Source organism: Streptomyces graminofaciens (assembly GCF_030294945.1).
Lineage (GTDB): Bacteria > Actinomycetota > Actinomycetes > Streptomycetales > Streptomycetaceae > Streptomyces > Streptomyces graminofaciens.
Window position 1 is genome coordinate 1,750,422 of the sequence record NZ_AP018448.1, and the last position, 21,843, is coordinate 1,772,264.

At 71.6% G+C, this 21,843-nt stretch carries 19 protein-coding genes and 1 pseudogene; 4 read left to right on the plus strand and 16 right to left on the minus strand.

Annotation, left to right across the window (positions count from 1 at the left end; all coding sequences use genetic code 11):
- Positions 1 to 164: 164 nt before the first annotated feature.
- The gene (locus tag SGFS_RS07625) at positions 165 to 1,892 is read right to left on the minus strand and encodes a serine/threonine-protein kinase (RefSeq protein ID WP_286248760.1); all 1,728 of its coding nucleotides are present in this window, start codon (positions 1,890 to 1,892) and stop codon (positions 165 to 167) included.
- 209 nt (positions 1,893 to 2,101) lie between these two features.
- Here SGFS_RS07625 and SGFS_RS07630 point away from each other — a divergent pair, with 209 nt between their 5' ends.
- Positions 2,102 to 2,743, plus strand: a complete 642-nt coding sequence (locus tag SGFS_RS07630) for a hypothetical protein (protein WP_286248761.1) — start codon at positions 2,102 to 2,104, stop codon at positions 2,741 to 2,743.
- Between the two features lie 142 nt (positions 2,744 to 2,885).
- On the opposite strand, the gene SGFS_RS07635 is transcribed toward SGFS_RS07630, so the two are convergent.
- From SGFS_RS07635 to SGFS_RS07665, 7 genes are all read right to left on the minus strand, one after another.
- Positions 2,886 to 3,686: an SDR family oxidoreductase gene (locus SGFS_RS07635; RefSeq protein ID WP_286248762.1), complete on the minus strand. Its 801-nt coding sequence runs from the start codon at positions 3,684 to 3,686 to the stop codon at positions 2,886 to 2,888.
- Positions 3,687 to 3,723: 37 nt separating this feature from the next.
- Positions 3,724 to 4,581, minus strand: coding sequence for a MurR/RpiR family transcriptional regulator (locus tag SGFS_RS07640; protein ID WP_286248763.1), 858 nt, complete (start codon positions 4,579 to 4,581; stop codon positions 3,724 to 3,726).
- Between the two features lie 128 nt (positions 4,582 to 4,709).
- Positions 4,710 to 5,630: an ABC transporter substrate-binding protein gene (locus tag SGFS_RS07645; RefSeq protein ID WP_286259847.1), complete on the minus strand. Its 921-nt coding sequence runs from the start codon at positions 5,628 to 5,630 to the stop codon at positions 4,710 to 4,712.
- 98 nt (positions 5,631 to 5,728) lie between these two features.
- Entirely contained in the window at positions 5,729 to 6,418 is a 690-nt protein-coding gene (locus SGFS_RS07650; protein WP_286248764.1) for an ABC transporter permease, read from the minus strand.
- Positions 6,415 to 7,080, minus strand: coding sequence for an ABC transporter permease (locus SGFS_RS07655; RefSeq protein WP_286248765.1), 666 nt, complete (start codon positions 7,078 to 7,080; stop codon positions 6,415 to 6,417). Before SGFS_RS07655 ends, SGFS_RS07650 begins: the two co-directional genes overlap by 4 nt.
- Positions 7,077 to 8,279, minus strand: a complete 1,203-nt coding sequence (locus SGFS_RS07660) for an ABC transporter ATP-binding protein (RefSeq protein ID WP_286248768.1) — start codon at positions 8,277 to 8,279, stop codon at positions 7,077 to 7,079. Before SGFS_RS07660 ends, SGFS_RS07655 begins: the two co-directional genes overlap by 4 nt.
- A 161-nt stretch (positions 8,280 to 8,440) precedes the next feature.
- The gene (locus SGFS_RS07665; RefSeq protein WP_286248770.1) at positions 8,441 to 8,611 is read right to left on the minus strand and encodes a hypothetical protein; all 171 of its coding nucleotides are present in this window, start codon (positions 8,609 to 8,611) and stop codon (positions 8,441 to 8,443) included.
- A gap of 122 nt (positions 8,612 to 8,733) precedes the next feature.
- Between SGFS_RS07665 and SGFS_RS07670 the strand changes: the two genes are divergently transcribed.
- On the plus strand, positions 8,734 to 9,636 hold the full coding sequence (locus SGFS_RS07670) for an amidohydrolase family protein (RefSeq protein ID WP_286248772.1): 903 nt from the start codon (positions 8,734 to 8,736) through the stop codon (positions 9,634 to 9,636).
- Positions 9,637 to 9,680: 44 nt separating this feature from the next.
- Positions 9,681 to 9,922 (plus strand): annotated as a pseudogene (locus tag SGFS_RS07675) (PLP-dependent transferase); the annotation flags it as partial.
- Between the two features lie 265 nt (positions 9,923 to 10,187).
- Here the strand turns inward: SGFS_RS07675 and SGFS_RS07680 are convergent.
- From SGFS_RS07680 to SGFS_RS07690, 3 genes are all read right to left on the minus strand, one after another.
- Positions 10,188 to 13,409: a S8 family serine peptidase gene (locus tag SGFS_RS07680; RefSeq protein ID WP_286248774.1), complete on the minus strand. Its 3,222-nt coding sequence runs from the start codon at positions 13,407 to 13,409 to the stop codon at positions 10,188 to 10,190.
- Positions 13,410 to 13,771: 362 nt separating this feature from the next.
- Positions 13,772 to 15,190 carry a cytochrome P450 gene (locus SGFS_RS07685; protein WP_286259849.1) on the minus strand — a complete coding sequence of 473 codons (1,419 nt, stop codon included), beginning with the start codon at positions 15,188 to 15,190 and terminating at the stop codon, positions 13,772 to 13,774.
- 249 nt (positions 15,191 to 15,439) lie between these two features.
- Positions 15,440 to 15,883 (minus strand): hypothetical protein, encoded by a 444-nt coding sequence (locus SGFS_RS07690; RefSeq protein ID WP_286248776.1) that lies wholly within the window; start codon positions 15,881 to 15,883, stop codon positions 15,440 to 15,442.
- A gap of 190 nt (positions 15,884 to 16,073) precedes the next feature.
- Between SGFS_RS07690 and SGFS_RS07695 the strand changes: the two genes are divergently transcribed.
- Positions 16,074 to 16,559 carry a cation:proton antiporter regulatory subunit gene (locus SGFS_RS07695; RefSeq protein WP_286248778.1) on the plus strand — a complete coding sequence of 162 codons (486 nt, stop codon included), beginning with the start codon at positions 16,074 to 16,076 and terminating at the stop codon, positions 16,557 to 16,559.
- A 32-nt stretch (positions 16,560 to 16,591) separates the two neighbouring features.
- Here SGFS_RS07695 and SGFS_RS07700 read toward each other — a convergent pair whose 3' ends face one another.
- The 5 genes from SGFS_RS07700 to SGFS_RS07720 all read right to left on the minus strand — a co-directional run bounded on the left by SGFS_RS07700 (position 16,592) and on the right by SGFS_RS07720 (position 21,806).
- On the minus strand, positions 16,592 to 17,809 hold the full coding sequence (locus SGFS_RS07700; protein ID WP_286248781.1) for a cation:proton antiporter: 1,218 nt from the start codon (positions 17,807 to 17,809) through the stop codon (positions 16,592 to 16,594).
- Between the two features lie 488 nt (positions 17,810 to 18,297).
- Positions 18,298 to 18,522, minus strand: a complete 225-nt coding sequence (locus SGFS_RS07705; protein ID WP_286248783.1) for a heavy-metal-associated domain-containing protein — start codon at positions 18,520 to 18,522, stop codon at positions 18,298 to 18,300.
- A 17-nt stretch (positions 18,523 to 18,539) separates the two neighbouring features.
- On the minus strand, positions 18,540 to 19,679 hold the full coding sequence (gene nicT, locus SGFS_RS07710; RefSeq protein ID WP_350283985.1) for a Nickel transporter NicT: 1,140 nt from the start codon (positions 19,677 to 19,679) through the stop codon (positions 18,540 to 18,542).
- Positions 19,680 to 19,883: 204 nt separating this feature from the next.
- Positions 19,884 to 20,504, minus strand: a complete 621-nt coding sequence (locus SGFS_RS07715) for a phosphoribosylanthranilate isomerase (RefSeq protein ID WP_286248786.1) — start codon at positions 20,502 to 20,504, stop codon at positions 19,884 to 19,886.
- Positions 20,505 to 20,591: 87 nt separating this feature from the next.
- Positions 20,592 to 21,806: a PucR family transcriptional regulator gene (locus SGFS_RS07720; protein WP_286248789.1), complete on the minus strand. Its 1,215-nt coding sequence runs from the start codon at positions 21,804 to 21,806 to the stop codon at positions 20,592 to 20,594.
- Positions 21,807 to 21,843: the final 37 nt, after the last annotated feature.

Sequence of the window (21,843 nt, forward strand, 5' to 3'; positions counted from 1 at the left end):
GGCGAGGTCACCACGCAGGGCGGGTGACCGTCCAGGGGACGTGGACCGGCGGGTCAGGGCAGAGGTGGGCCATGTCCGGGCTCCGCCGAGCGTCACCGTGTCGGGCGCCCGGGCACACCCGGGCGCCCCTTGTCCGGCTCAACTGTCCTACGACAGGCCCTCGTTCACTCCTGAACGGCGAACTGGCTGCCCGTCTTCTGCCCGTCGTCCGACACCGCCGCGGCCACACAGCGGAAGACCCGCAGCCCCTTGTCCCACTCCACCTCCGTCGGCGGAATGATGTCGACGTTCCACTCCTTCGCGACCTCCCGGCCGGCGGGCAGCATCGACGCGGCCATGACCTTCTGCGAGCACAGCGCCTTGACGTCCGGGTGCTTGACCAGGTCCCGCGCGTTGTTCGTCACGCCGTCCTTCGGCAGCGGGGCGATGGCGAAGGTCTCCCACACATGCCGGGTCTGGCAGTCCGCGCGGCTGACGGTGATGATCCCGGAGACATCGGTGATCCCGCTCCAGCACTCGGGGGTCGCGACGCACCGGCCGCCCACACCGTCGACGCTCGTCGCCGCGCAGTTCTCCGTCGTCGTCGCCACGCCGAAGCCGGACGTGCCCTTGTCCTCGGCGGTGCCGTCGGAGGAGGCGGACGGGGCAGCCGAGGAGGAGCCCCCGCCGGCGTCGTCCTGCTGTCCGCCCCGGTACACGACCACGGAGACCGACACGCTCACGGAGACGGCCACGGCCGCCAGGACGCCGATCACCAGGGGACGGCGTCGCGTTGTTCCCTTCTTCCCGCCGCCGTCACCGTCGCCGCCCGGCCCGGGGACCACCGTCGTACCGCCCGCTCCACCCGGGCGGCCGGGCGTCACCGTCGTGGAGTTCGCGTCCGGCACCGGCCCGGAGCCACGCCCGTACGGAGCCGTCGTGTCGTAGGCCTGCGGGCCCGTCGTGTCGTACGTGGGTGGCGCCGTCGTGTCGTACGCCTGCGGATACGACGTGGGAGGTGTGTCCCGGTACGCCGGGACGGTCATCATGCTGGGCGGCGGGCCGAAGCCGCCGCCGCTCAGGTCGAGGGTGTCGAGGTCGACGGCGGCGAGGGCGTCCCGAAAGGCGCCCGCGTCGGACAGCCGGTGATCCGGGTTCGGGGCCAGTGCGTGCCGGAGGGCCGAGTTGAGGGCGGCGGGGACGCCGGGCAGATCGGGGTACGGCCAGGTGTGGCGGACGATGAGTTCGGCGAGGCTGAGCTGGGTCCCGTCGTCCGGGTAGTGCGGCGGGCGGCCCCGCAGCAGGGCGTAGACGGTGGCCGCCAGGGAGTAGACGTCGCCGGCCGGGGTGGGGTCGGCCATGTGGAAGGCCTCCGGCGGCGCGTACGCGGGGGTCAGCGCCTCCCGGGTCACGGACAGTTCCCGTCCCGGCTGGGGCATGGCGGCGAGGCCGAAGTCGGTGAGGGCCACGCCGCCGTACCGGTTGACCATGACGTTGCCGGGTTTGATGTCGCGGTGCAGGACCCCGGAGGCGTGGGCCGCCGCCACGGCGTCCGCGAGGCCCACCCCGATGTCGCGGGCCTCCTTCGGCGACAGCGGCCCGTCCCGGTACAGCCGATCGCCGAGCGAGCCTCCGGGGCACAACTCCAGCACCATGTACGGGCGGTTGTCGGCGAGCACCCCGGCGTCGTACACCGGCACCACATGCGGGTGCCCGGACAGTTGCCCGGCCGCCGTGACCTCGCGCAGAAAACGCTGCCGGTCGCGCGGTGTGGCCAGCACCCTGCTGTCCACCTTCAGCGCGACCTCCCGGCCGACGGCCAACTGCTGGGCCCGGTACACCGTGGCGAATCCGCCCTGGCCCAGGACCTCCTGGATCTCGTAACCGGGCAGTTCCATACTTGCGGGCCCCATGTGCCGTACCCCCAGCGCGCGGCCCCGGCCAGAACGTCCGACCGAGGATGAAGCGAGACAATAGCCCAGCACTGTGACACCGGGTGCGACCCGTACCGGGGGAAGCGGAACCGCCTGCGCCGGCACCATTTTTGATCACCGACATGTCCATGTCCTAGGGTCGGGCGAAAACGGGTCGACGGGGTGACGGAATGCGTGGAATACGGGGCTTGGCGGCCGTGTTGGTCGCCGGTGCGGCGGTGGTGTCGCTGGCCGGATGCGAGGACAAGGACGACGCTCAGGGCAGTGGGAGTGACACCGGTGTCGAGATCGGACGCAACGGCGGGACCACCGGCGGTGGACTGCCCGGTCAGCTCACCACACGCCAGAAGCTGATGCTGGACAACCTCCCGGAGTCGGATTCGGTCATGGCTGCCGGTGAGTATCTGCAGCGGTTCACGACCTGCGAGCGGTACAGCATCGACCCGGCCGACACCCGCTACTACCCCATGGACGAGGAGTTCGACGAGAGCTGGGGCGTCCGCTTCCGCGGCACCTGCGGCGACGGGGGCAATGGCTACATCCGGGTCTTCTGGACGGGCACGGACGAGGGCATGAAGCAGTTCCAGGAGGCGTACCGCGACGACATCGCCGAACGGGTCAAGACCTCGCCGAGTGCCGGTATCGACGGCGGTTTCGGCATCGGGCGGAACTTCGCCGTGATCGCGCCCGGCTCCGACACGCTGCGCGACCTGTCCTCGTCGCATCTGCTCGTCCTCAACTGCAACCCGAACTTCGAGGCGACCGGTGACGTGTCCACCGCTCCCGCCGAGGTCGACGGCTGCGTCCTGACCGACGACTTCATCGACTGACGTCCGCCGTCCGGTCGGTGAGGAGCCGGAGCGCCTCGGCGGTCGCGGCAGCCGGGTTCGACGTTGTGGACGCCCCGGGTCCGGTCGGCGTCGCCGGGGGCCTGGAAGGAGTCGTAGAAGAAGTACCGATCGTCCCCGTGGCTCACGCGGTGCCGGTCCAGCGGCTCTTCTCGGTCTCGGCGGTTCTGTCCCGCTGCCGGGTGGGGGCGATCACGAGTTCCTCGACGAGCGTGCGCTGCGGCAGCGTGGCGCAGAGCAGGACGGCCTGTGCCACGTCCTCCGGCTGGACCATGGCCGCTCGGGCGTCCGCGCTCGGCGGGGCGGCGCGGCTGTCCAGGATCGGGGTGTTCACCTCGCCGGGGAGGATGCAGGTGGCGCGGATCAGGTCGTCGCGGAAGGTGTTGCGCAGGTAGGCCATGAAGTTGCGTACGCCCGCCTTGGCCGCGCCGTACGGGGCTCCGCCCAGAAGGGTGGGCCGGAGCGCGGCGAGCGAGGAGATGGTGACGATCGTGCCGCCGCCGTTCGCCACCATGTCCGGGAGGACGGCCTGGGTGAGCAGATAGACCCCGGTGAGGTTGACGCCGATGACGGCGTTCCACTCGGCCTCGTCGAGCCGGCGGACGTCGCCGACCTTGCTCGCGCCGCCCGCGTTGTTGACGAGGAGGTCTACAGGGCCTGCCGACTTGCTCGTCCACGCGACGAGTTCGCGGACCTCTTCGGCGTTCTCGACATGTGCGGAGCGGGTGAGGGCCGTGCCGCCGGCGTCCGCCACGACCGTGGCGACCTCGTCGAGGACGTGCTGCCGCCGTCCTACGAGGACCACGGTCGCGCCCTCGGCGGCCAGCAACAGCGCCGTTTCGCGACCGATGCCGGTGCCCGCCCCGGTTATCAGCGCGGTCTTTCCCGCGAGAAGTCCTGCTCGGTTTCCTTCGAGGATGCCCATGGGTGTGATGGTGCCCCGTCGTCGGCGTGACTCGGCCTCAGTCGACGAACAACTGCCGGGCCGCCGCCCGCGCGTCGAACTCCTCCAAGCGGGCCTGGGCGTCCGGCAGGGCGTCGCACATCGCTTCCAGGAGGACCTGGCCCAGCAGCGTCGGTGCGCCGACGGTGTCGAACACGAGGCCGGTGCCCACGGCGGCCGGAAGCAGCAGATCGCTGTGGGCGGCCACCGGGGCGAACGTGCCGTCGGCGATCGTCACCACCGTCAGCCCCGTGGCGCGGGCGTGGGCGAGCGCGTCTAGGACCTCGCGCGGATGGCGCGGCAGCGCGAAGCACAGGAGCGCGCTCGCCCCGGCGTGCCTGGCCGCGTCGATGCGGTCGACGAGCAGCGAGCCGCCCTCGTCGAGCAGGCGTACGTCGGGGTGGACCTTCTCGGTGAAGTAGGCGAAGCCGCGTGCCGGGGCGGCGGAGGCACGCAGCCCGAGCACCGGCAGCGGGCGGGAGGCGGCGAGCAGCCGGCCCGCGTGTTCCACGGGAGCGGGGTCGGCGAGCAGGGACGCGAGCTGCCGCAGGTTGTCGATCTCGGTCTGCACGGCCTGCTGGTACGGGTTGTGCGGGGGCCCGTCCGTCGGGGTGGCCACGGGGGCGATGTCCCGTACGTGGGCGCGCAGTCCGGCATATCCGTCGAAGCCGAGGGCGATCGCGAAACGGGTCACGGAGGGCTGGCTCACCCCGGTCATGCGGGCCAGTTCCATGCTCGACAGGAAGGGCACGGCCGCCGCCTGCCGGACCAGGAAGTGGGCGATGCGGCGCTGTGTGGGGGTGAGCCGGCGGCCCTCGAAGAGCTGGTGCAGCCGTGCGGACGCGCCGGGTCCGTCGGCGCCGACAGCTTCGGTCATCGGATCGTTCCTCCAGCGGGTCGCCGTGATTCGGTACCCGGGCTCCGGCCCGGCGGTGTGCCGGGCCGGAGTACCGGAGTGGAGGCCTTCGGAGCGGCCCCGGCGCTCAGCTCACCGGGGCCGAGCGCTCAGCTCACCAGGCCTGCCGACGTCAGCCACTCCTTGGCGACCGCGCTCGCGTCCTCCTTGTCGTCGACGAGCTTCTTCATCATGTCCAGCAGGTCCTGGGTGGTGAGCTTGGCGGAGACGCCGTCCAGCGCCTCCTTGGCCTTGTCGTTCACCGCGTCCTTGTAGACCAGGGGCGTGACGTTCTGCGAGGAGAACAGGTTCTTCGGGTCCTCCAGCACCACCAGCTTGTCCGCGACGATGGCGGGGTCGGTGGTGTAGAGGTTGGCGGCCTGCACCTTGTTGTCCTTCAGCAGCTTCACCAGGGTGGTCTGGGCACCCGCGTCGAGCGGCTGGAACTTCCCGAACTCGACGCCGTACACCTTCTTGAGGCCGACGCCGCCCTGGGTGCGGGTCTTGAACTCCGAGCCGGCGCCGATCGTGAAGTCCTTCGCGACCGGCTTGAGGTCGGCGAGGGTCTTCAGGTCGTACTTGGCGGCGGTCTCGGAGGTGACGGTGACGGAGTCCTTGTCCTCGGCCGCGGCCGAGTCGAGTATCTCGACCGACTTCGGGAGTTTCTCCTTCAGTTCGGCGTTGATGTCCTCGGTGGTGGTCGCGGTGCTGTTCTTGTCGACGGCCACCGCGAGCAGGGCGCCGTTGTACTCGGGGAAGACGTCGATGCCGCCCTTGACCACCTGGTCGTAGTAGACCTCGCGGGCGCCGATGTCGAACTTGCGGGTCACCTTCAGGCCCTTGGACTCCAGGGCCTGCGAGTAGATCTCGGCGAGCAGCTGGTTCTCGGGGAAGTTGGCCGAGCCGACGACGAGTGACTTGCCGTCGCTGTCGCCGCTGTCGCCCGACAGCGGGTTGTCGTCGCTGTCACCGCCGCCGCAGGCGGTCAGCGACAGTGCGGCGAGCAGGGCGAACGCGGCGCCTCGGTACATGCCTCGCATGGGTGATTCCTTTCACGAGAGACTCAGGGCTTGGGAAGACTCAGGGCTTGGGACGACTCAGGGTTCGGAGGACTCAGGGCTTGCAGGAGTCAGGACTTCGCCGCCGAGACCCGTAGGCCCGGCGAGACGATGAGGCGGCGCAGCGCGGTGAAGGCGACCTGGACGATGAGTGCGAGGGCGACCACCACGGCTGAGCCACCGATGACCAGCTCGTAGTCGTTGCGGGAGAGTCCGTCGACGATGAAGCGGCCGAGGCCGCCGAGACCGGGATAGGCCGCGACGGTGGCGGTGGCCACGACCTGGATCGCGGCGACCCGCAGGCCGAGGAGGATCAGCGGCAGCGCCATGGGCACCTCCACCCGGACCAGGACCTCCCACTCGGTCATGCCGACGCCGCGCGCCGCGTCCCGGGTGGCGGGATCCACCCCCCGTACGCCCTCGAAGGTGTTGATGAGGATCGGCGGGACCGCGAGCGCGATCAGGGCGACCAGTACGGGTGTGGTGCTGAGCCCGGCGAGGGTGACGACGAGGACCACCAGGCCGAAGGTGGGGATCGCCCGGGCGAGGTTGACCACGCTGGCCACGGCGAACGCGCCCCGGCCGGTGTGGCCGACGAGCAGGCCGAGCGTCAGCCCGATCAGGGCGGCGAACAGCAGCGACAGACCGCTGTAGGTGAGGTGTTCGAGGAGTCTTCGGGGGATTCCCTCGTCGCCGTGCCACTGCTGGGAGGAGGTGAGCCAGTCGCCCACGAGCCGGATCTGGTTCAGGAAGTCGTTCATGCCACCCTCACCTTGTTCCGGGACCACGGGGTGAGCAGCCGCTGTGCCAGCACCAGCAGGGCGTCCGTGGCGAGCGCGAGCAGCATGATCAGGGCGATCGCGGTGACGATCGGGGTCGGGAAGTCGAGCTGGAGGCCCCGGGTGATGTAGTAGCCGAGACCGCCCTGTCCGATCAGCTGGCCCACGGCGACGAGACTGATGGAGGAGACGGCGGCGACCCGGACACCGGCGATGACGACGGGTACGGCGATGGGCAGTTCGACCTGGACGACCCGGCGTGCCGTGCCGAAGCCCATCGCGGTGGCGGCGAGCCGGACGGGTTCGGGAACCGAGGCGAGGCCGTCCACGACGTTGGGCACCAGGACCGACAGGGTGTAGAGGGTCAGCGGGATCATCACCGTCCGCTCGGTCAGCCCCGTGTACCGGACGAAGATCATGAACAGGGCCAGGGACGGGATCGAGTACAGGATGTTGGCCACGGTCAGCACCGGCGCGTACAGCCAGCGCCAGCGGTGGCACAAAATCCCGAGGGGGACCGAGACGATCAGCCCGAACAGCACCGGCAGCAGGCCGAGTCTGAGGTGGACACCGGTGTAGTCGGCCAGCTCACCCGCGTGGTCGGCGATCCAGCCCCAGCGGACCAGCGGTTCACCGTCGCTCATCGGTCACCACCGGCCGGGCCGTCGGCGGCGGCGGTCTTGTCGACGTCGGCCTTGGCTGTGGCCACGCCCGGCTCGGCAGCCGCGGCCGTCCCGACGGCTTCGCCGGCTTCCGTCCCCTCGGAGGCGGCCGCCGACAGCTCGTACGCGTCCGCGACTCCCACCACCGCCCCGTCCGCGTCCACGCCCACCGCGAGCCGGGCGGGTGACAGGAGCGCCGAGTCGAGGGCGGCCCGTGCCGAGTCGCCGACGAGGCTGAAGGTGTGGCCGAGCGGGGTCAGGGGCGCGTCCGCGAGCGTGCCGCTCTCCGGGAGTTCGGCGACGGCGGTCCAGCCGAGCGGGCGCCGCTCGGCGTCGACGACGAGCACCCAGGGCTCGTCCGCCGTGCGGGCCCGCGCCACGGTCGAGGTCGCCGACAGCACCGGCCCGTCGCGCAGCGGTACATCGGCCGCACTGACGAAGGACAGCCGGCGGATGCCCCGGTCCTGTCCGACGAAGTCGGCCACGAAGTCGTCGGCGGGGTGGGCGAGGAGCCGTTCGGGGGTGTCGAACTGGGCGAGCTTGCCGCCGGTTCGGAACACGGCGATGTTGTCCCCGAGTTTGATCGCCTCGTCGATGTCATGGGTGACGAAGACGATCGTCTTGTGCAGTTCCTTCTGCAGCCGGATGAACTCCGCCTGGAGCTCCGCCCGGACGATCGGGTCGACCGCGCTGAACGGCTCGTCCATCAGCAGCACCGGCGGGTCCGCGCCCAGCGCCCTGGCCACGCCGACGCGCTGCTGCTGCCCGCCGGAGAGCTGGTTCGGGTACCGCTTGGCCATCTCGGCGGGCAGCCCGACCAGTTCCAGCAGTTCGGCGGCCCGGGCCCGTGCCTTCTTCCTGCCCCAGCCGAGCAGCAGCGGAACGGTGGCTATGTTGTCGAGGATGGTGCGGTGCGGGAACAGCCCGGCGTGCTGGATCACGTACCCGATGCCGCGGCGCAGCTCGGGGGCGTTCACCTCGCGGATGTCCCGGCCGTGCAGGCTCACCGTGCCGGAGGTCGGCTCCACCATGCGGTTGATCATGCGGAGGGTGGTGGTCTTGCCGCAGCCGGAGGGGCCGACCAGGACCGTGATGCCACCCTCGGCCAGTTCCAGGGACAAATCGTCCACTGCTGTCGTGCCGTTTGGATATTTTTTGCTCACCGCGTCGAATCTGATCAAAGCTGCCCCTTACCCGACTGCATATGGTCATGCAGAGTTATCGGTGACTGAATGACAGTCAATGGCCTTCCGTGAACGGCACGTTACGTTCACAAGAAACCGGCCGGAGATGACCGAGATGTCCGTGTTCTGCGGCTGATGTGCCGTTCAGAATGGCCAGCTCAGACGTGGGGAGACACGCCATGCAACCGGTTCTCGTGCCCGACCTCGCGTTCGACGGCCACTGCGACGTCCGGCGCGGCGATGTGGCTCCGCTCGCGCAGGCGGCACGCGATCCGGCCCGTCCGGACGACGACCGGCCGTGCGGGGTGGACGTGGAGGCGGTGAGCCACGACATCCTGGGGGCCGATGGCGTCCGGAGCACCCTGTGTGCCCTGGCGGGAGAAGCGTCCTCGGCCGAAGGAACCTCGCCCGAAGGATCCTCGCCCGGGGGAACAGTGGCCGAAGGAGCGTCATGACCAATGTCGACGTGCACCAGCATCTGTGGACCCCCTCGCTGGTGGCGGCCCTGCGGTCCCGCCGCGAACCGCCGTACCTGGACGGCTGGACGCTGTTCCTGGACGGTGAGCCGCCCTATGACATCCCGCCCGCCGACCACGACATCGCCCGGCGCGCGGACCTCGCCGCCGCCGACGGTCTGGGCCGGGCGCTCGTGTCGATGTCCGCCCCGATCGGCGTGGAGTGGCTGCCCGCGGCTGAGGCCCGGCCCCTGCTCGACGCCTACCACGAGGGCTCGGCCGCACTCCCCGAGCCGTTCGGGGCCTGGGCCGCCGCCTGTGTACGGGACATCGACGCGGACGCGACCGCCAAGGACCTCGACCAGGGCTTCGCCGGACTCCAGCTCCCGGCGAACGCGCTCGCCGACGCGGCCGGCTACACGCGCTGTGCCCCGCTCCTCGATCTGCTCGAAGAGCGCGACCTGCCCCTGTTCGTCCATCCGGGGCCCGCGCCGGGCGGGGCGGAGGGGCCGGGCTGGTGGCCCGCGATGGTTCCGTACGTGCAGCAGATGCACGCCGCCTGGTTCGCCTTCCGTGCCTTCGGCCGGCCTCGCCATCCACGGCTGCGGGTGTGCTTCGCGCTGCTGGCCGGGCTGGCCCCGCTGCACGGGGAGCGGTTCGCCGCCCGGGGCGACGGGACCGGCGTCGGGGCGGACCCCGGTGTCTTCGTCGAGACGTCGTCGTACGGCCCGGTCTCCGTCGACGCGGTCGTCCGCGCCCTCGGGGTGCACGCCGTCGTCCAGGGCTCGGACCGGCCGTACGCGGAGCCGCCGCACCATCCCGGCTTCGGGCTGGGCGGAGCCGCCGCGTACGCCTTCCGCATCGCCAATCCCCGGCGGCTGCTGACCGGGCAGGGCTGATGGCGCCGGCGCCGGACTGCTCGGGAGGGGTCCGGCGACACGGATTCAGCCGTCTCACCGACATCGGTGACGTCCCCAGCCTCATCATCCACTCGGCGTCCACCACCCACAGTCAGCAGGACGAGGAGCAGTCGGCGGCCACCGGCACCTCCCCCGGCCCGGTGCGGCTGTCCGTCGGCATCGAGAACCTCGCCGCGGCCTGAAGGCGGATCCGGAGGCCGACTTCCGCGCGGCCGAGGGCACGGTTGAGCAGGCGGCCGAGGGCGCGTCCCGAACATCGTCCTGATCCCGTCGGAGGTCCTCTCCCGTCGGCCTCCGGGGCCTGGCGGGAGGGGGACCCGCCCGGGCGGCGCCAGTCGTGCGCCCGGGAGAAGCCGCTGTCCCTGGAGGGGCGGGTGGTGAACTCCCGGGCGTGCGGCTCGCGTCGCCCGGGCGGCCACGACGGTTTCCCGATCGAGGTGGAGCAGGTCGCCGCGCTGGTGAGAGAGCTTCCCGAACGGGCACCGCCTGCCCCTCGGCCGCACGAGAGGCAGGCGGACAGCGCCGGTTGTTCAGCGCAGCCGGTACGCGCGGATCACCGTGTACTCGGCGGTGTCGCCGTCGGCGTCGGTCAGCTTCGCCCGCAGGGAGGCGAAGCCCTTGCCACGCGGGTTCAGCAGGTCCGCCCGCCACCGGGCCGGGTCGCCCGTGCGGCGTACGTCGACCGCGGTCCAGGTGGTGCCGTCGTCGTAGGACACGTCGACGGTCAGCTCGCGCACTCTCGACTCCGGTGCGCCGGGCTGACGTTGCAGAACGACGGGCAGCCGCAGACGGTGACCGGCCCGTGCCGAGTTGTCCAGGCGCAGTGCGGGCGTGAAGCGGATCGCCGTCACCGGCAGGGACGTCCAGTCGGCGGTGTCGACGTGCCCGGAGCGGAAGGTCCATGCCGCGCGTACGGAGGTCGAGGTGACATATCCCGAGCCGCCGCGGTCCACGGAGGTCTCCAGCCGGTAGGAGTCCTCCTTCGCCGGTACCGGGCCCTGCGCGTCGTAGAACGGGTACGGCACGTCGGCGAGCAGTCGGCCGTCGCGCCAGAGGCGGGTGCGGCCGAAGTCGCCGAGGGAGAAGCCGGTGTGGCTCGGGTCCTGGTCGGCGAAGGGCGGGGTGTGGAACATCAGCGTGTCCCCGCGACGGCGCACGCTCCCGAACGTCCGCCCCCGCTGGTCGGCGAAGCTCGGGCCGAGCGGGCCGTTGCCCCAGCGCATCTCCGACTCGGCGCCCGGCTTCAGGGTCACGGGTGCGCCCCACTGCTGGAACTCGCCCTGGCCCTTCTCGTTGACCCGGTTGAACGCCAGGTGCCACTGCACGCCGCGCGCCGAGTAGTAGACGGTGCGTCTGCCCGTCGCGCTGAACCCGATGCCCGGGCCGGCCGCGCTGCCGCCCTCCGGTGGGAACGCGTACGTCCGCAAGTACGCGGTGCGTACGTCTTCGCGGTCGTTGTAGAGGTGGTGCGTGACCTTGGTCAGGTCGCCGCGCTTCGCCCGCGCCCGGAAGTCGGTGGGGAAGCGCTCGCGCACCACCCAGGCCAGCTCGTAGTCGTACGGGGTGTCGGTGAAGGTGCCGTCCTCGCCGAGCCGGGCCCAGGAGCTGCGCACCACGGAGGTGAGGGTGCCCGCGTCGGCGGGCAGCGCTCCCGTGCCGAGGTCGGCGGTCCGGAGCCGCGCGAAGGAGCCGGCGGTCGCCAGGGACGAGACGCTCACGCCGGACGGGGCGGTCCGCAGGACGCTGACAGCGGCAAGTGCGCTGGTCGCCCCCTTGCGGGGCGGGGCCACGCTGACGGGTGTTCCCCTGCGGGCGTCCAGTTCCACGGTCTTCGCGCCGGTGACCCGGGTCAGTGGCTGGACCAGCACGGTGTGGTCGTAGCCGCCGTCTGCGGCGGCGGTCGCCACATGGACGTCGAGGTGGTAGCGGCCGGGGCGCACGGATATCGTCCCGGTGCCGCTCGGGGCGTAGACGAAACGTCCCTCGCCGCGGTCGATGTCGAGAACCGTCACGAAGCTGGCGGCGGCGGGCCGGCCGTCGCGGTCCAGGACCTTGACGGTGAGCGGCTGGGTCTCGTGTTCCTTGGTGACGGAGAAGACCGTACGGAGCGTGGTGGAGCCGGAGCCCGCGACCACGGCGCCCGTGAAGAGTCCGGTGGCGCTGCCCACGCGGGTGTCGGCGGTGAGGACGGCCTCGGCGCTGCCCCCGGCGGGGACGGTCAGCCGGGCCGGGCTGACCGTGAACAGGCCGTCGGGTGCCGTGGCGCCGTCCGGTCCTGTGGCCGTCGTGGTGAGGTCGAGGGTCACGTCCGAGGACCCGGGATTGCGGTAGGTGAGGGCCCTGGTGAGCGGCTCGTCGTCGCCGTGCGGCCAGGAGGTGGTGCCCAGCGACAGGCTGGGTGGGCCGACGGTGACGTTCTGACCGACGGCACGGGCGACGTCCACGCGACCGGCGCCCTGTTGGTGGAGCCCCAGGGCGGGATTGGGCTTCGCCGAGCCCATCAGCGCGTCCTTGAGCCGCTCGCCGGTCCAGTCGGGGTGCTGCTGGGCGAGGAGCGCGGCGGCGCCCGCGACATGCGGGGTGGCCATGGAGGTGCCGGACAGCGCGGCGTACGCCTTGTCGTCGCCGGCGGGTTCGAGCGCGCTGTCCTTGGAGCGGGCGGCCACGATCGCGACGCCCGGCGCGGTGATGTCGGGCTTGGTGGCCCCGTCGCCGACGCGCGGCCCTTGGCTGGAGAAGTCCGCGAGCGCCTCGTGGGCGTCGACCGCGCCGACGGCGAGCGCCGCGTCGGCGGTGGCGGGGCTGCCGACGTCCTGGGTCCGGCCGGTGTTCCCGGCCGCGACGGCGAAGAGCGTGCCGTACTTGGCGCTCAGCGTGTCGACGGCCTCCTCGAGCGGGTCGATGCCCGGGAAGTCGGTGCCGCTGAGGCTCATGTTGACCACGCGGGCACGCGGCGCGGCCCATTCCATGCCGGCCAGGATCGCCGACTCCTCGCAGTCGCGGTCCACACAGACCTTGCCGACGAGCAGGGAGGCGTCGGGGGCGACGCCCGTGTACCTGCCGCCGGACGCCGCGCCGTCGCCCGCGACGATCGACGCCACATGGGTGCCGTGGCCGACGAGGTCGGTGGTGTCGGGCGCGGTGGTGAAGTTCTGCTTCTCGACGATGCGGGAGGCGAGGTCCTGGTGGGTGTCGTCGACCCCGGTGTCCAGGACGGCGACCTTCACACCGGTGCCGGTGTACCCGGCCGCCCATGCCGTGGGGGCGCCGATCTGCGGCACGCTGACGTCGTCGCTGACCTTCACCTTCGCGTCCAGCCAGATCCGGGACACCCCGGCGGCGAGCCGTGGTCCCGCGCCGTCCGGGGCCCGCTCGGTCAGCTCCGACCACAGCGGGGCGGCACCGCCACGGGCGGCCCGTACGGCGGCCAGGCGCAGCCCGGGGACGGTACGGGCCAGCCGGGCGCCCGCCTCCCGCACACCGGCCCGCAGCCGCTGCGAACTGCCTTTCCGAGCCCGGTACTTGACGATGAGCGGGACGCCGTACGCGCTGTCGTACCCGGCGTCCGCCAGCCCCGTCACGTCGAACAGACGGCGGTCGAGGGCGCCCGAGGCGACGAGGGCGAGGGCGTCGTCGGGGACGACGTACTGGTGGCCGGAGTCCTCGTAGCGTGTGAAGGCGATGTCGCGGCGGCCCTCGCCGGGGGTGATGGTGACGTCGTCGCCGGCGAGGGCGACCCGGTCACCGGTCAACAGGGTGACCGTGCGGGCGCTCTGCGGGGCGGGGCCGGAGCCCGGCTGCCATGAAGAGGGAGCGGGAGATGCGGATGTCGCTGCGGACGGGGCCTGTCCCGGAAGCATGCTCAGAGTGAGCGTGAGCAGGACGAGGCAACCCGCCGCACGTCTGGTGCGCGGCAAGCGTTCCTCCTGGTGGGGCCGGAACGCGGGCCGCTTTTTCGAGCGGTGGCGTTCCACAGGACGGAGTCCAGGCCCTGGAACCCGGACCACAGGATTGTCGTGCGCACGCAACGTACCAACGGTAACTCCCGTACCGCCACAGGGCCTTCACAGCCTGACGGCCGGCCCGAAGCCGTCAGGCCGGTGGCGGTACGAGGTCAGCGGCCGGAGCGGATCAGCCCCGTCAGATAGCGCCACAGCGAGGAGCGCTGGCGGGCGGACGGGTCCGGCACCACCGTCTCGACGGGCACCAGCTCCGCCCCCGGCGACGACGCCGGGCCGGCGACCGTCGGCCGCACGGGCATCGGGACGAGTTCGTACCGTACGGGCAGTGAGCGCAGGCCCCGCATGAACGGTGAGGAGCGCCACGGCAGTTGGTCGACGGGGAGCGCCAGCTCCAGATGGGCGAACCGCTCGAAGAGCCGGCCCACACCGACCGCCGCGACCGTCGAGGCGAGTTCGCGTGCCGGGCACTGGCGGCGGCCCGCGCCCCACGACAGATGGGCCCGGGTGCTGACCGTGGTGCTCGACGCCACGTGCTTGGCGAAGAGCGGGTCGGCGTGCGCCGCGGCGGAGGAGACCCACACCGGGTCGCCCGCGCGGATCGTGTACTTGCCGAGCGGGGTGTCCCTGGCCGCGAAGCGCGGGACGAAGTTCACCAGCGGCGGCTTGCGCATGACCACCCGGTTCATCGCCTCCCGGACCATCCCGGCGGACAGGGTGGCGCGCACGCTGCCCTCGCCCGAGAGGACCTCGACGACCGTGTTGGAGATGAGGATGCCGACATGATCCGAGGTCATGCCCAGCAGCATGAACAGCTCACGGGCGAGTTCGTCGAGCGAGAGGCCGGGGTGGGCGGCCAGCAGGTACGAGGGGAAGTCGTCACCCGGGGTCTTCAGCTTCACCGCCGCGAGTTCGGCGAGCGCCGCGAGCAGCCGCTCCAGGGCGGGTTCCGCGTCCGGGCCCGCGTCCAGTACCCGCCACATGTCCATCAGCGCGTCGTCGCCCTGGGAGCCGGGGAAGCCGAGCAGGTGGCTGGCCACCATCAGCGGCAGCGGCCGGGAGAACTGCGCGGACAGGTCCGCGAGTCCGGTGCCGCCGGCCTCCCCGACCAGGCTGATCAGCTCGTCGGCGTAGACGGTGACGGCGGCCTTCAGCCGCTTCGCCTGTGGGTGGCGCGGGTCCTGGAACGGCTTGAGGGCCGCGTCCCACGCCGTACGCAACGGCCGGTAGCCCGGACCGCCCTGGATCAGCACGTGGTTGACCTCGAGCGACGGGCCGAGCGGCCAGTCGGACGGCACCCGGCCCTCCGTACGGGCCCGCCAGTTCTCCAGCCCCTTCGGCCAGCCGGCGTCGTCCTGGAGCACGTCGAGCGACTCGCGGTAGCCGAGGACCAGCCAGGCGGGCACGCCCAGCAGATCGACCGGGGCGACCGCGCCGTGCCGCTGCCGCAGCCGCTCGTACACGAGCGAGGGACGTGTCTCGTAGTCCCGGGTCAACAGCGGTTCGGGAGACAGATCCTCCAACCGCGTGTCGTCCAGCCCCACGGGCCCGCCCTCGCCCCAGTGCGCTTCCATCGCCATGTCGCCGCCCCTTCGACACTCCCCGTACCGGTACACCTTCAGCCGGTAGCCGGAACCGTGGGGACCCTACCCCAGGGTCACTTGAGGGTGAACGCCGGGTTCCGAGGGTCACGGTCGCCGACACCGAGCCGTTGTCGTTCGTACGTCGCGGGCGGCCGGGCTGTCGTCCCCCAGGGGCTGTACCGGGGACGGTGTCCTTGAGGACGGCGTGGCGGCCTCACGCCGTTCCCCGCCCGAGTGCCGTCAGAGGTCGGTCGGCGGCCAGTCGGTGGGGTCGGCCGTGGCCGTCGTGCCCGCGGTGAGGCGACGGTAGGCGGCGCGGGCCTGGACGAGGCGGGCGAGGGTGGTGCCGACGACGGCGGCGGTGAGGAGACAGCCCAGCCAGAGCATGTCCCGTTGGTGGGCCCAGGTGAGGGTGCCGGCGGGCGGGATGGCGAAACCGTTGAGGAAGAGCCAGCACAGGGCGGCCGTACCGGGGGCGGCGGTGAAGCGGGCGTGCAGACCGAGGAGGGCGGCCAACAGGGACAGGGCGGCCAGGGCGAGGCCGGGACGGTCCGTGCCGACCAGGGCGTTGAGGAGGGCCACCAGCGCCATGGCGCCACCGAAGGCCGAGGCCCACACCAGGGGTGTGGCGACGGGCTGTGGGACGGGGCGGGCACCGATGCCGAGGTACACCCACTGGATCATGCTGGAATTTCCTTCCGGTCCGCCCGGTGCCGATGAGAGGTGGGGGGGGTCGCCCCGTCGGCGCGGGCCCGTACGCGGGAATTTTCCCCCGGACCCTCGACCGCGCCCCCATCGGCCGGATTTCGAGTGCTCGCTAGGGTGACATCGACGGTTGTCCGAAGGAATATCCGAATGAGACAGGGGGACAGTCGTGGGTGCTCCGCGCCTGAGCAGTACGCCGTTGCCGGGGATCGGTGTCCGTTACGACCTCACCACACGGGAACGGCGCCGCATTTCGGTGGTGGCCCATCGTGACGGCGGGCGGACGTTGAGCGCGTACCGCGAGGACGATCCCGACGCCTGCGCGCTGTCCGTTCGGCTGAGCGCGGGCGAGGCGACCGCCCTCTCCGACGCGCTGACGCCGGATCACCACAGCCCGAACCTGCTGTCCACGACCGAACTCGGGCTGGTGGCCGAGCGGATCGAGCTGGCGTCCACGTCCCACTGGAACGGACGGCTGCTGGGCGACACGCGGATGCGGACCGAGACGGGGGCGTCGATCGTGGCCGTACTGCGCCGCTCGGAGGCGATCCCCTCCCCCGCCCCGGACTTCCGCCTCGTGGGCGGCGACACGCTCATCGTGATCGGCACCCGCGAGGGCGTGGAGTCGGCGGCGGCGATCCTCGGGCGGGAGTGATCCCACCGCCGCCCGACACCGCTCTCCCGCCCTCAGACGTGCACGGCCTCGGCCGGCTCGGTCTCCGGCGTGGTCGTGTCCGGGGTCCCGGGCCGCCGTCGGCGGGGGGTCAGCCTGCGGGCCAGGGGTTCGGTCCAGCGGGCCGCCGGCGGGCCGAGGACGACCAGGATGAGGACGTACGCCGTCGCCAGTGGCCCGATGCGGGGTTCCACTCCGACGGCGAGCCCGGCGATGACGATGGAGAACTCGCCGCGCGCGACCAGCGTTCCGCCCGCCCGCCAGCGGCCCTTGACGGAGATGCCGGCCCGGCGCGCCGCCCAGTAGCCGGTGGCGACCTTCGTCAGGGCCGTGACGGCGGCCAGGGCGAGCGCCGGGAGAAGGACCGGCGGAATGTCGGCGGGGTCGGTGCTCAGGCCGAAGAAGACGAAGAACACGGCGGCGAACAGGTCCCGGAGCGGCATGAGGAGGTTGCTGGCGCCCTCGGCGACCTCGCCGGACAGCGCGATGCCGACAAGGAAGGCGCCCACGGCCGCCGAGACCTGGAGGTGCTGGGCGATCCCGGCGACGAGGAGGGTGAGGCCGAGGACGACCAGGAGGAGCATCTCGGCGTTGTCGGAGGAGACCGCGCGGCTGATCACCCGGCCGTGGCGCAGGGCGACGTACAGGACGGCGCCCACGGTGCCCAGGGCGATCAGCAGGGTGACGGCGCCGCCCGCGAGGCTCACCCCGGCGAGCAGGGCGGTGAGGATCGGCAGGTAGACGGCCATGGAGAGGTCCTCGAGGACCAGGATGCTGAGCACGACCGGGGTTTCGCGATTGCCGAGCCGGCGCAGGTCGCCGAGGACCTTGGCGATGACGCCGGAGGAGGAGATCCAGGTGACGCCGGCCAGGGCGACCGCGGCGACCGGGCCCCAGCCGAGCAGCAGGGCCGTCGCGGCGCCGGGAGCGGCGTTGAGGACGAAGTCGACGGCGCCGGAGGGGTATTGGGTCTTGAGGTTGGTGACGAGTTCGGAGGCGCTGTATTCGAGGCCGAGCAGGAGCAGCAGGAGGATGACGCCTATCTCGGCACCGGTGGCGACGAACTCCTCGCTGGCCCGCAGCGGCAGCATGCCGCCGTGGCCGAAGGCGAGCCCGGCGAGCAGATAGAGGGGTATGGGCGAGAAGCCCACTCGTCCGGCGAGGCGTCCCAGCAGGCCCAGGGCGAGGATGATCGCCCCGAGTTCGATGAGCATGGCGGTGGTGTCGTGCACGGGCGTCTGTCCTCCGTTGCCGAGTGCGGTGGCGGCGTCTGTGCCTGTCGCGGGTACGGGCAGCCGGGCCGGCGCGCGCCGGTCGGGCGGGTCGGTGCTCCACAGGCACGCGGGTGCCCCTCATGGGGCGGTCAACCGCACGCCGTGGCGCGGGAATTCCGACGAAACGTCGCGTCAGCGCGCGGTGCGTTCGTCCGGGTCCGTCGTGCCGTCCGTATCCGGAACGCGGTCGCGAGCGGCGTTGTCGACGCGCACGTGGACGACTCGCCCCATGCCACGCCCCCCCAACGACTGAGCCAATGAGTGCTCAACAGAGCGTAAGCCCTCGGTAAAGGATTCTAGCGCAATCCAAAAAAGGACAATCGCACAATCATTAATATATGGGTCAAATGGGGTTACCTCACGCCGCACATCCGTATCGGCGAGACGGGCCCGCCTCACCCGAACGACGGCGAGACGGGCCCGTTCTGACCTGGCTTCAACTCCGATCAGGCGGCGGCCTGCCGCACGATCTCCGCGACCTCGTGGCCCGCCGCGACGATCGCCGCCCGGACGGCCTCGTCGTCGACCGACTCCCCGCCCACGATGACGAGACCCGACCGTACGTCCACGTCGACCTCTGTGACGCCGGCTGTCCGCACCACCTCTTCGGTGACGCCGACCGCGCAGTGGCCGCAGTTCATCCCGGGCACCGTGAAGTACTTCTCGGCCATGGCGGTAGCTCCTGTCCTCAGCGGCCGGTGCCGCAGCCCCTGACGGCTTCGGGGCACCGGGGTCGTGTGGCACGAGGTACGGATCGCCGCTCTGGCGTGTTCACACCGGCGAGGTCCGCCGTCCACTTCTCCTCGATGCGGCCCGCCTTCCACACCACCAGGGCCACCACCCAGGTCACGACGAACAGGCCGACGACGACGTACCCCATGGTGTTCAGGTCGAGGCCGGAGACCCGGTCCCAGAACGGCCCGTGGAGGTCGGCCTTCTCGGCGATCAGGCCGAGGAGTTCGACCGTGCCGATGATCAGCGCGACGGCCGCCGACAGTCCCGTGACGGTGAGGTTGTAGTAGACCTTGCGGACGGGCTTGGAGAAGGCCCAGCCGTACGCGAAGTTCATGAACGAGCCGTCGATCGTGTCGAGCAGCGACATGCCGGCCGCGAAGAGTACGGGCAGGCACAGGATCGCGTACCAGGGCAGCCCGGAGGCCGCGCCCGAGCCGGCCAGGACGAGCAGGGCGACCTCGGTCGCGGTGTCGAAGCCGAGGCCGAAGAGCAGGCCCAGGGGGTACATCTGCCACGGCTTGGTGATCGACTTCATCAGGCGGCCGAGGAGGCGGTTCATGAACCCGCGCTTGTTCAACTGCTCCTCCAGCGCGGCCTCGTCGAAGTGGCCGGTGCGCATCCGACGGAAGACCTTCCAGATGCCCGCCATGATCACGAGGTTGATGATCGCGATGGCGTAGAGGAAGGTCCCGGAGACGGTCGTACCGATCCAGCCGGTGATGTCGTGCAGCGCGGAGTCGTCGTTGGCGACCGGTCCGGCCAGCGCCTTGACGCCGAGGGAGAGCAGGAAGGTGAGGGCGAAGACCACGGACGAGTGGCCTAGCGAGAACCAGAAGCCGACCGACAGCGGTCGCTGCCCCTCGCTCATCAGCTTGCGGGTGGTGTTGTCGATGGCCGCGATGTGATCGGCGTCGAAGGCGTGCCGCATGCCAAGGGTGTAGGCGGTGACGCCGATGCCGATCCCGAAGGTCCTGGCGCCCAGGCTGTAGTGCTCCGGCGCGACGATCACCACCAGCGTGAACCAGCCGATGACATGCAGCGCCAGGACGAACGCGGCCATCCCGCCGAGGCTCGCCCACTCCTTGCGGGTCATCGACGTGCGGATACGTTGCCATGTGGCCGTCATGGGGACGTGGGCCTCACTTCTCGGCGAGCGACTGTTTTCAGCCGCGCCGCCAAGGTTTCTGCAAGGTATTTGCAGCTACAACCTCAGGGCGGCAAAGCCCACGTCAGGTTTCGGCCATCGACAGGAAACGGCCCGGGTCCGTGTCCACACGGCGGGCCAGGCCGGCGCGGCTCAGCGCGCCGCGCGGGCGGCCTCGACGAACGCCCTGATCAGGGCGCGGTCCTTGACGCCTCGGCTCTGCTCCACCCCGCTGGAGACGTCGACACCCCATGGGCGGGTGGCTTCGACGGCCTTGCGTACGTTCTCCGGGGTGAGGCCGCCGGCGAGGAGCCACCTCTCGCCCGCGCCCGCCAGCGACTTCCTCGACCAGTCCCAGGCGATGCCGGAGCCCGGCACGGGGGCGTCGAGGAGCAGCATGTCCTCGCCCATCTCACCGCAGCGCGGCACGGAGTCACCGAACGCGGCGGCGCGGATCAGCGTCCAGCCGCCCGTGGCCAGGTCGTCGTAGTAGCCGCGGTCCTCGGGGCCGTGCAGCTGGACGGCCCCGATTCCGGCCTCGGTGGCCACGGCTCGCACGTGGTCGAGGGGTTCGGCGCGGAAGACGCCGACCGTCAGGACGTGCTCCGGCACCCGGCGGCACAGCCGGGCGGCCGTGGCGGCGTCGATGCGGCGCGGACTGGTCGAGAAGACGAAGCCGATGGCGTCGGCGCCCGCCTCGACGGCCGTGTCGACGTCCTGCTCGTTCTTCAGGCCGCAGATCTTGATGAAGAGGGAGTCACTGGAGTTGCTCACGGTCCCAGCCTGCCCTATCGGCGGCGCGGACCGATCATCCGGCTCCCTCCCCACCTGGCCCCCCGTCCACGCTCCCCCGGTCCACGCTCAGCGCCACGCCTCCGACAGGCTCCGGGTCACGACCGCGCTGAGGGCCCGTACGCCGTGGGTCGAGCCCGGGTCGAGGCCGGTGAGTTCCCGCACCCGGCGCAGGCGGTAGTCCAGGGTGCGGGTGTGGACGTTGAGGGCGGCCGCCGTGGCACCGCGGTGCATGTCGTGGCGGTAGTACACATCGAGCGTGACGAGGAGGTCGGGGCCGGGTTCCAGGCTCCGGGCCACGGCGCGCAGCCATGCGTCGACGAACGGCAGGTCCGCGACGGCGAGCTCCACGAACACGTCCGCCACGGTGTACGGGCGTAATCGTGCGGAGGCCCGGCGCAGCGGAGCCGCCCGGCTGATCCGCCGGGCCCGGTCGAGGGCGTCGGCGAGGTCGGACCTCGGCGCGATGGCCGTGCCGGCGGCGCAGGGGCGGCCGAGCGCCCGGGCGAAGTCCCGTACGAGATCGGAAACGGGATCGGGCCCGGTGTGCGGCGGTACGGTCTCCTCGGCGCCGGGCCGCACGGGGACCAGGGCGATCAGTTCACCACCGCGGCCGCCGCCCTCCGGGCACCAGGCGACCGGCACCTGATGACTCTTCACCAGTGCTTCGATCTCGCCGTCCAGGGCACGGTCGCCGGCGGGGCGGTCCGGCACGCGGATCACCGTCACCGCGCAGCACTCGGGCAGTTCCATGCCCACGACCAGGGCGAGTTCCGCCGCCATGGAGTCCCCGGTCAGCAAGGACCGGGCCAGCAGGGCGACCTGCTCGACGTACGGCAGCCGACGCCGCAGTACCGTCACGAATCCCTGGGTGTAGGCGCCGATGCCGCGCTCTCCCTGCGGGGCGAACCAGCTCATCATCCGCATGAGTTCGTCGACACCGCCGCCGCGCTGGGCGTCGGTCGCCTCGTTGATCTCGCGCAGCATGAGTGCGGTGTGCACGCGCAGGATCCGCTGGCGTGCGTCGAGCGATATTCCCGCCCCGGCCCGTAACTCGCCGATCGACGAGACGTAGTCGAGATCGCCCTCGGTCAACTCACTGTTGTCCGGTGACAGTTCGACCGTGCGGCGGCGGAACCACACCGCGTACTCGAGTGTCTCGTCCCTCGCCCGAGGGTTGCTGTCCAGGAATGCGAACTCCGGAATCTCGCGTACGTAAGTATCGACCTCCCGGCGGGCGTTGGTCGACGCCTGCCGGGCCAGTTCGGCGAAGAGGCTCCCCATGGAGGATGAGCATGCCATTCCGCTCGAACAGGTCGAC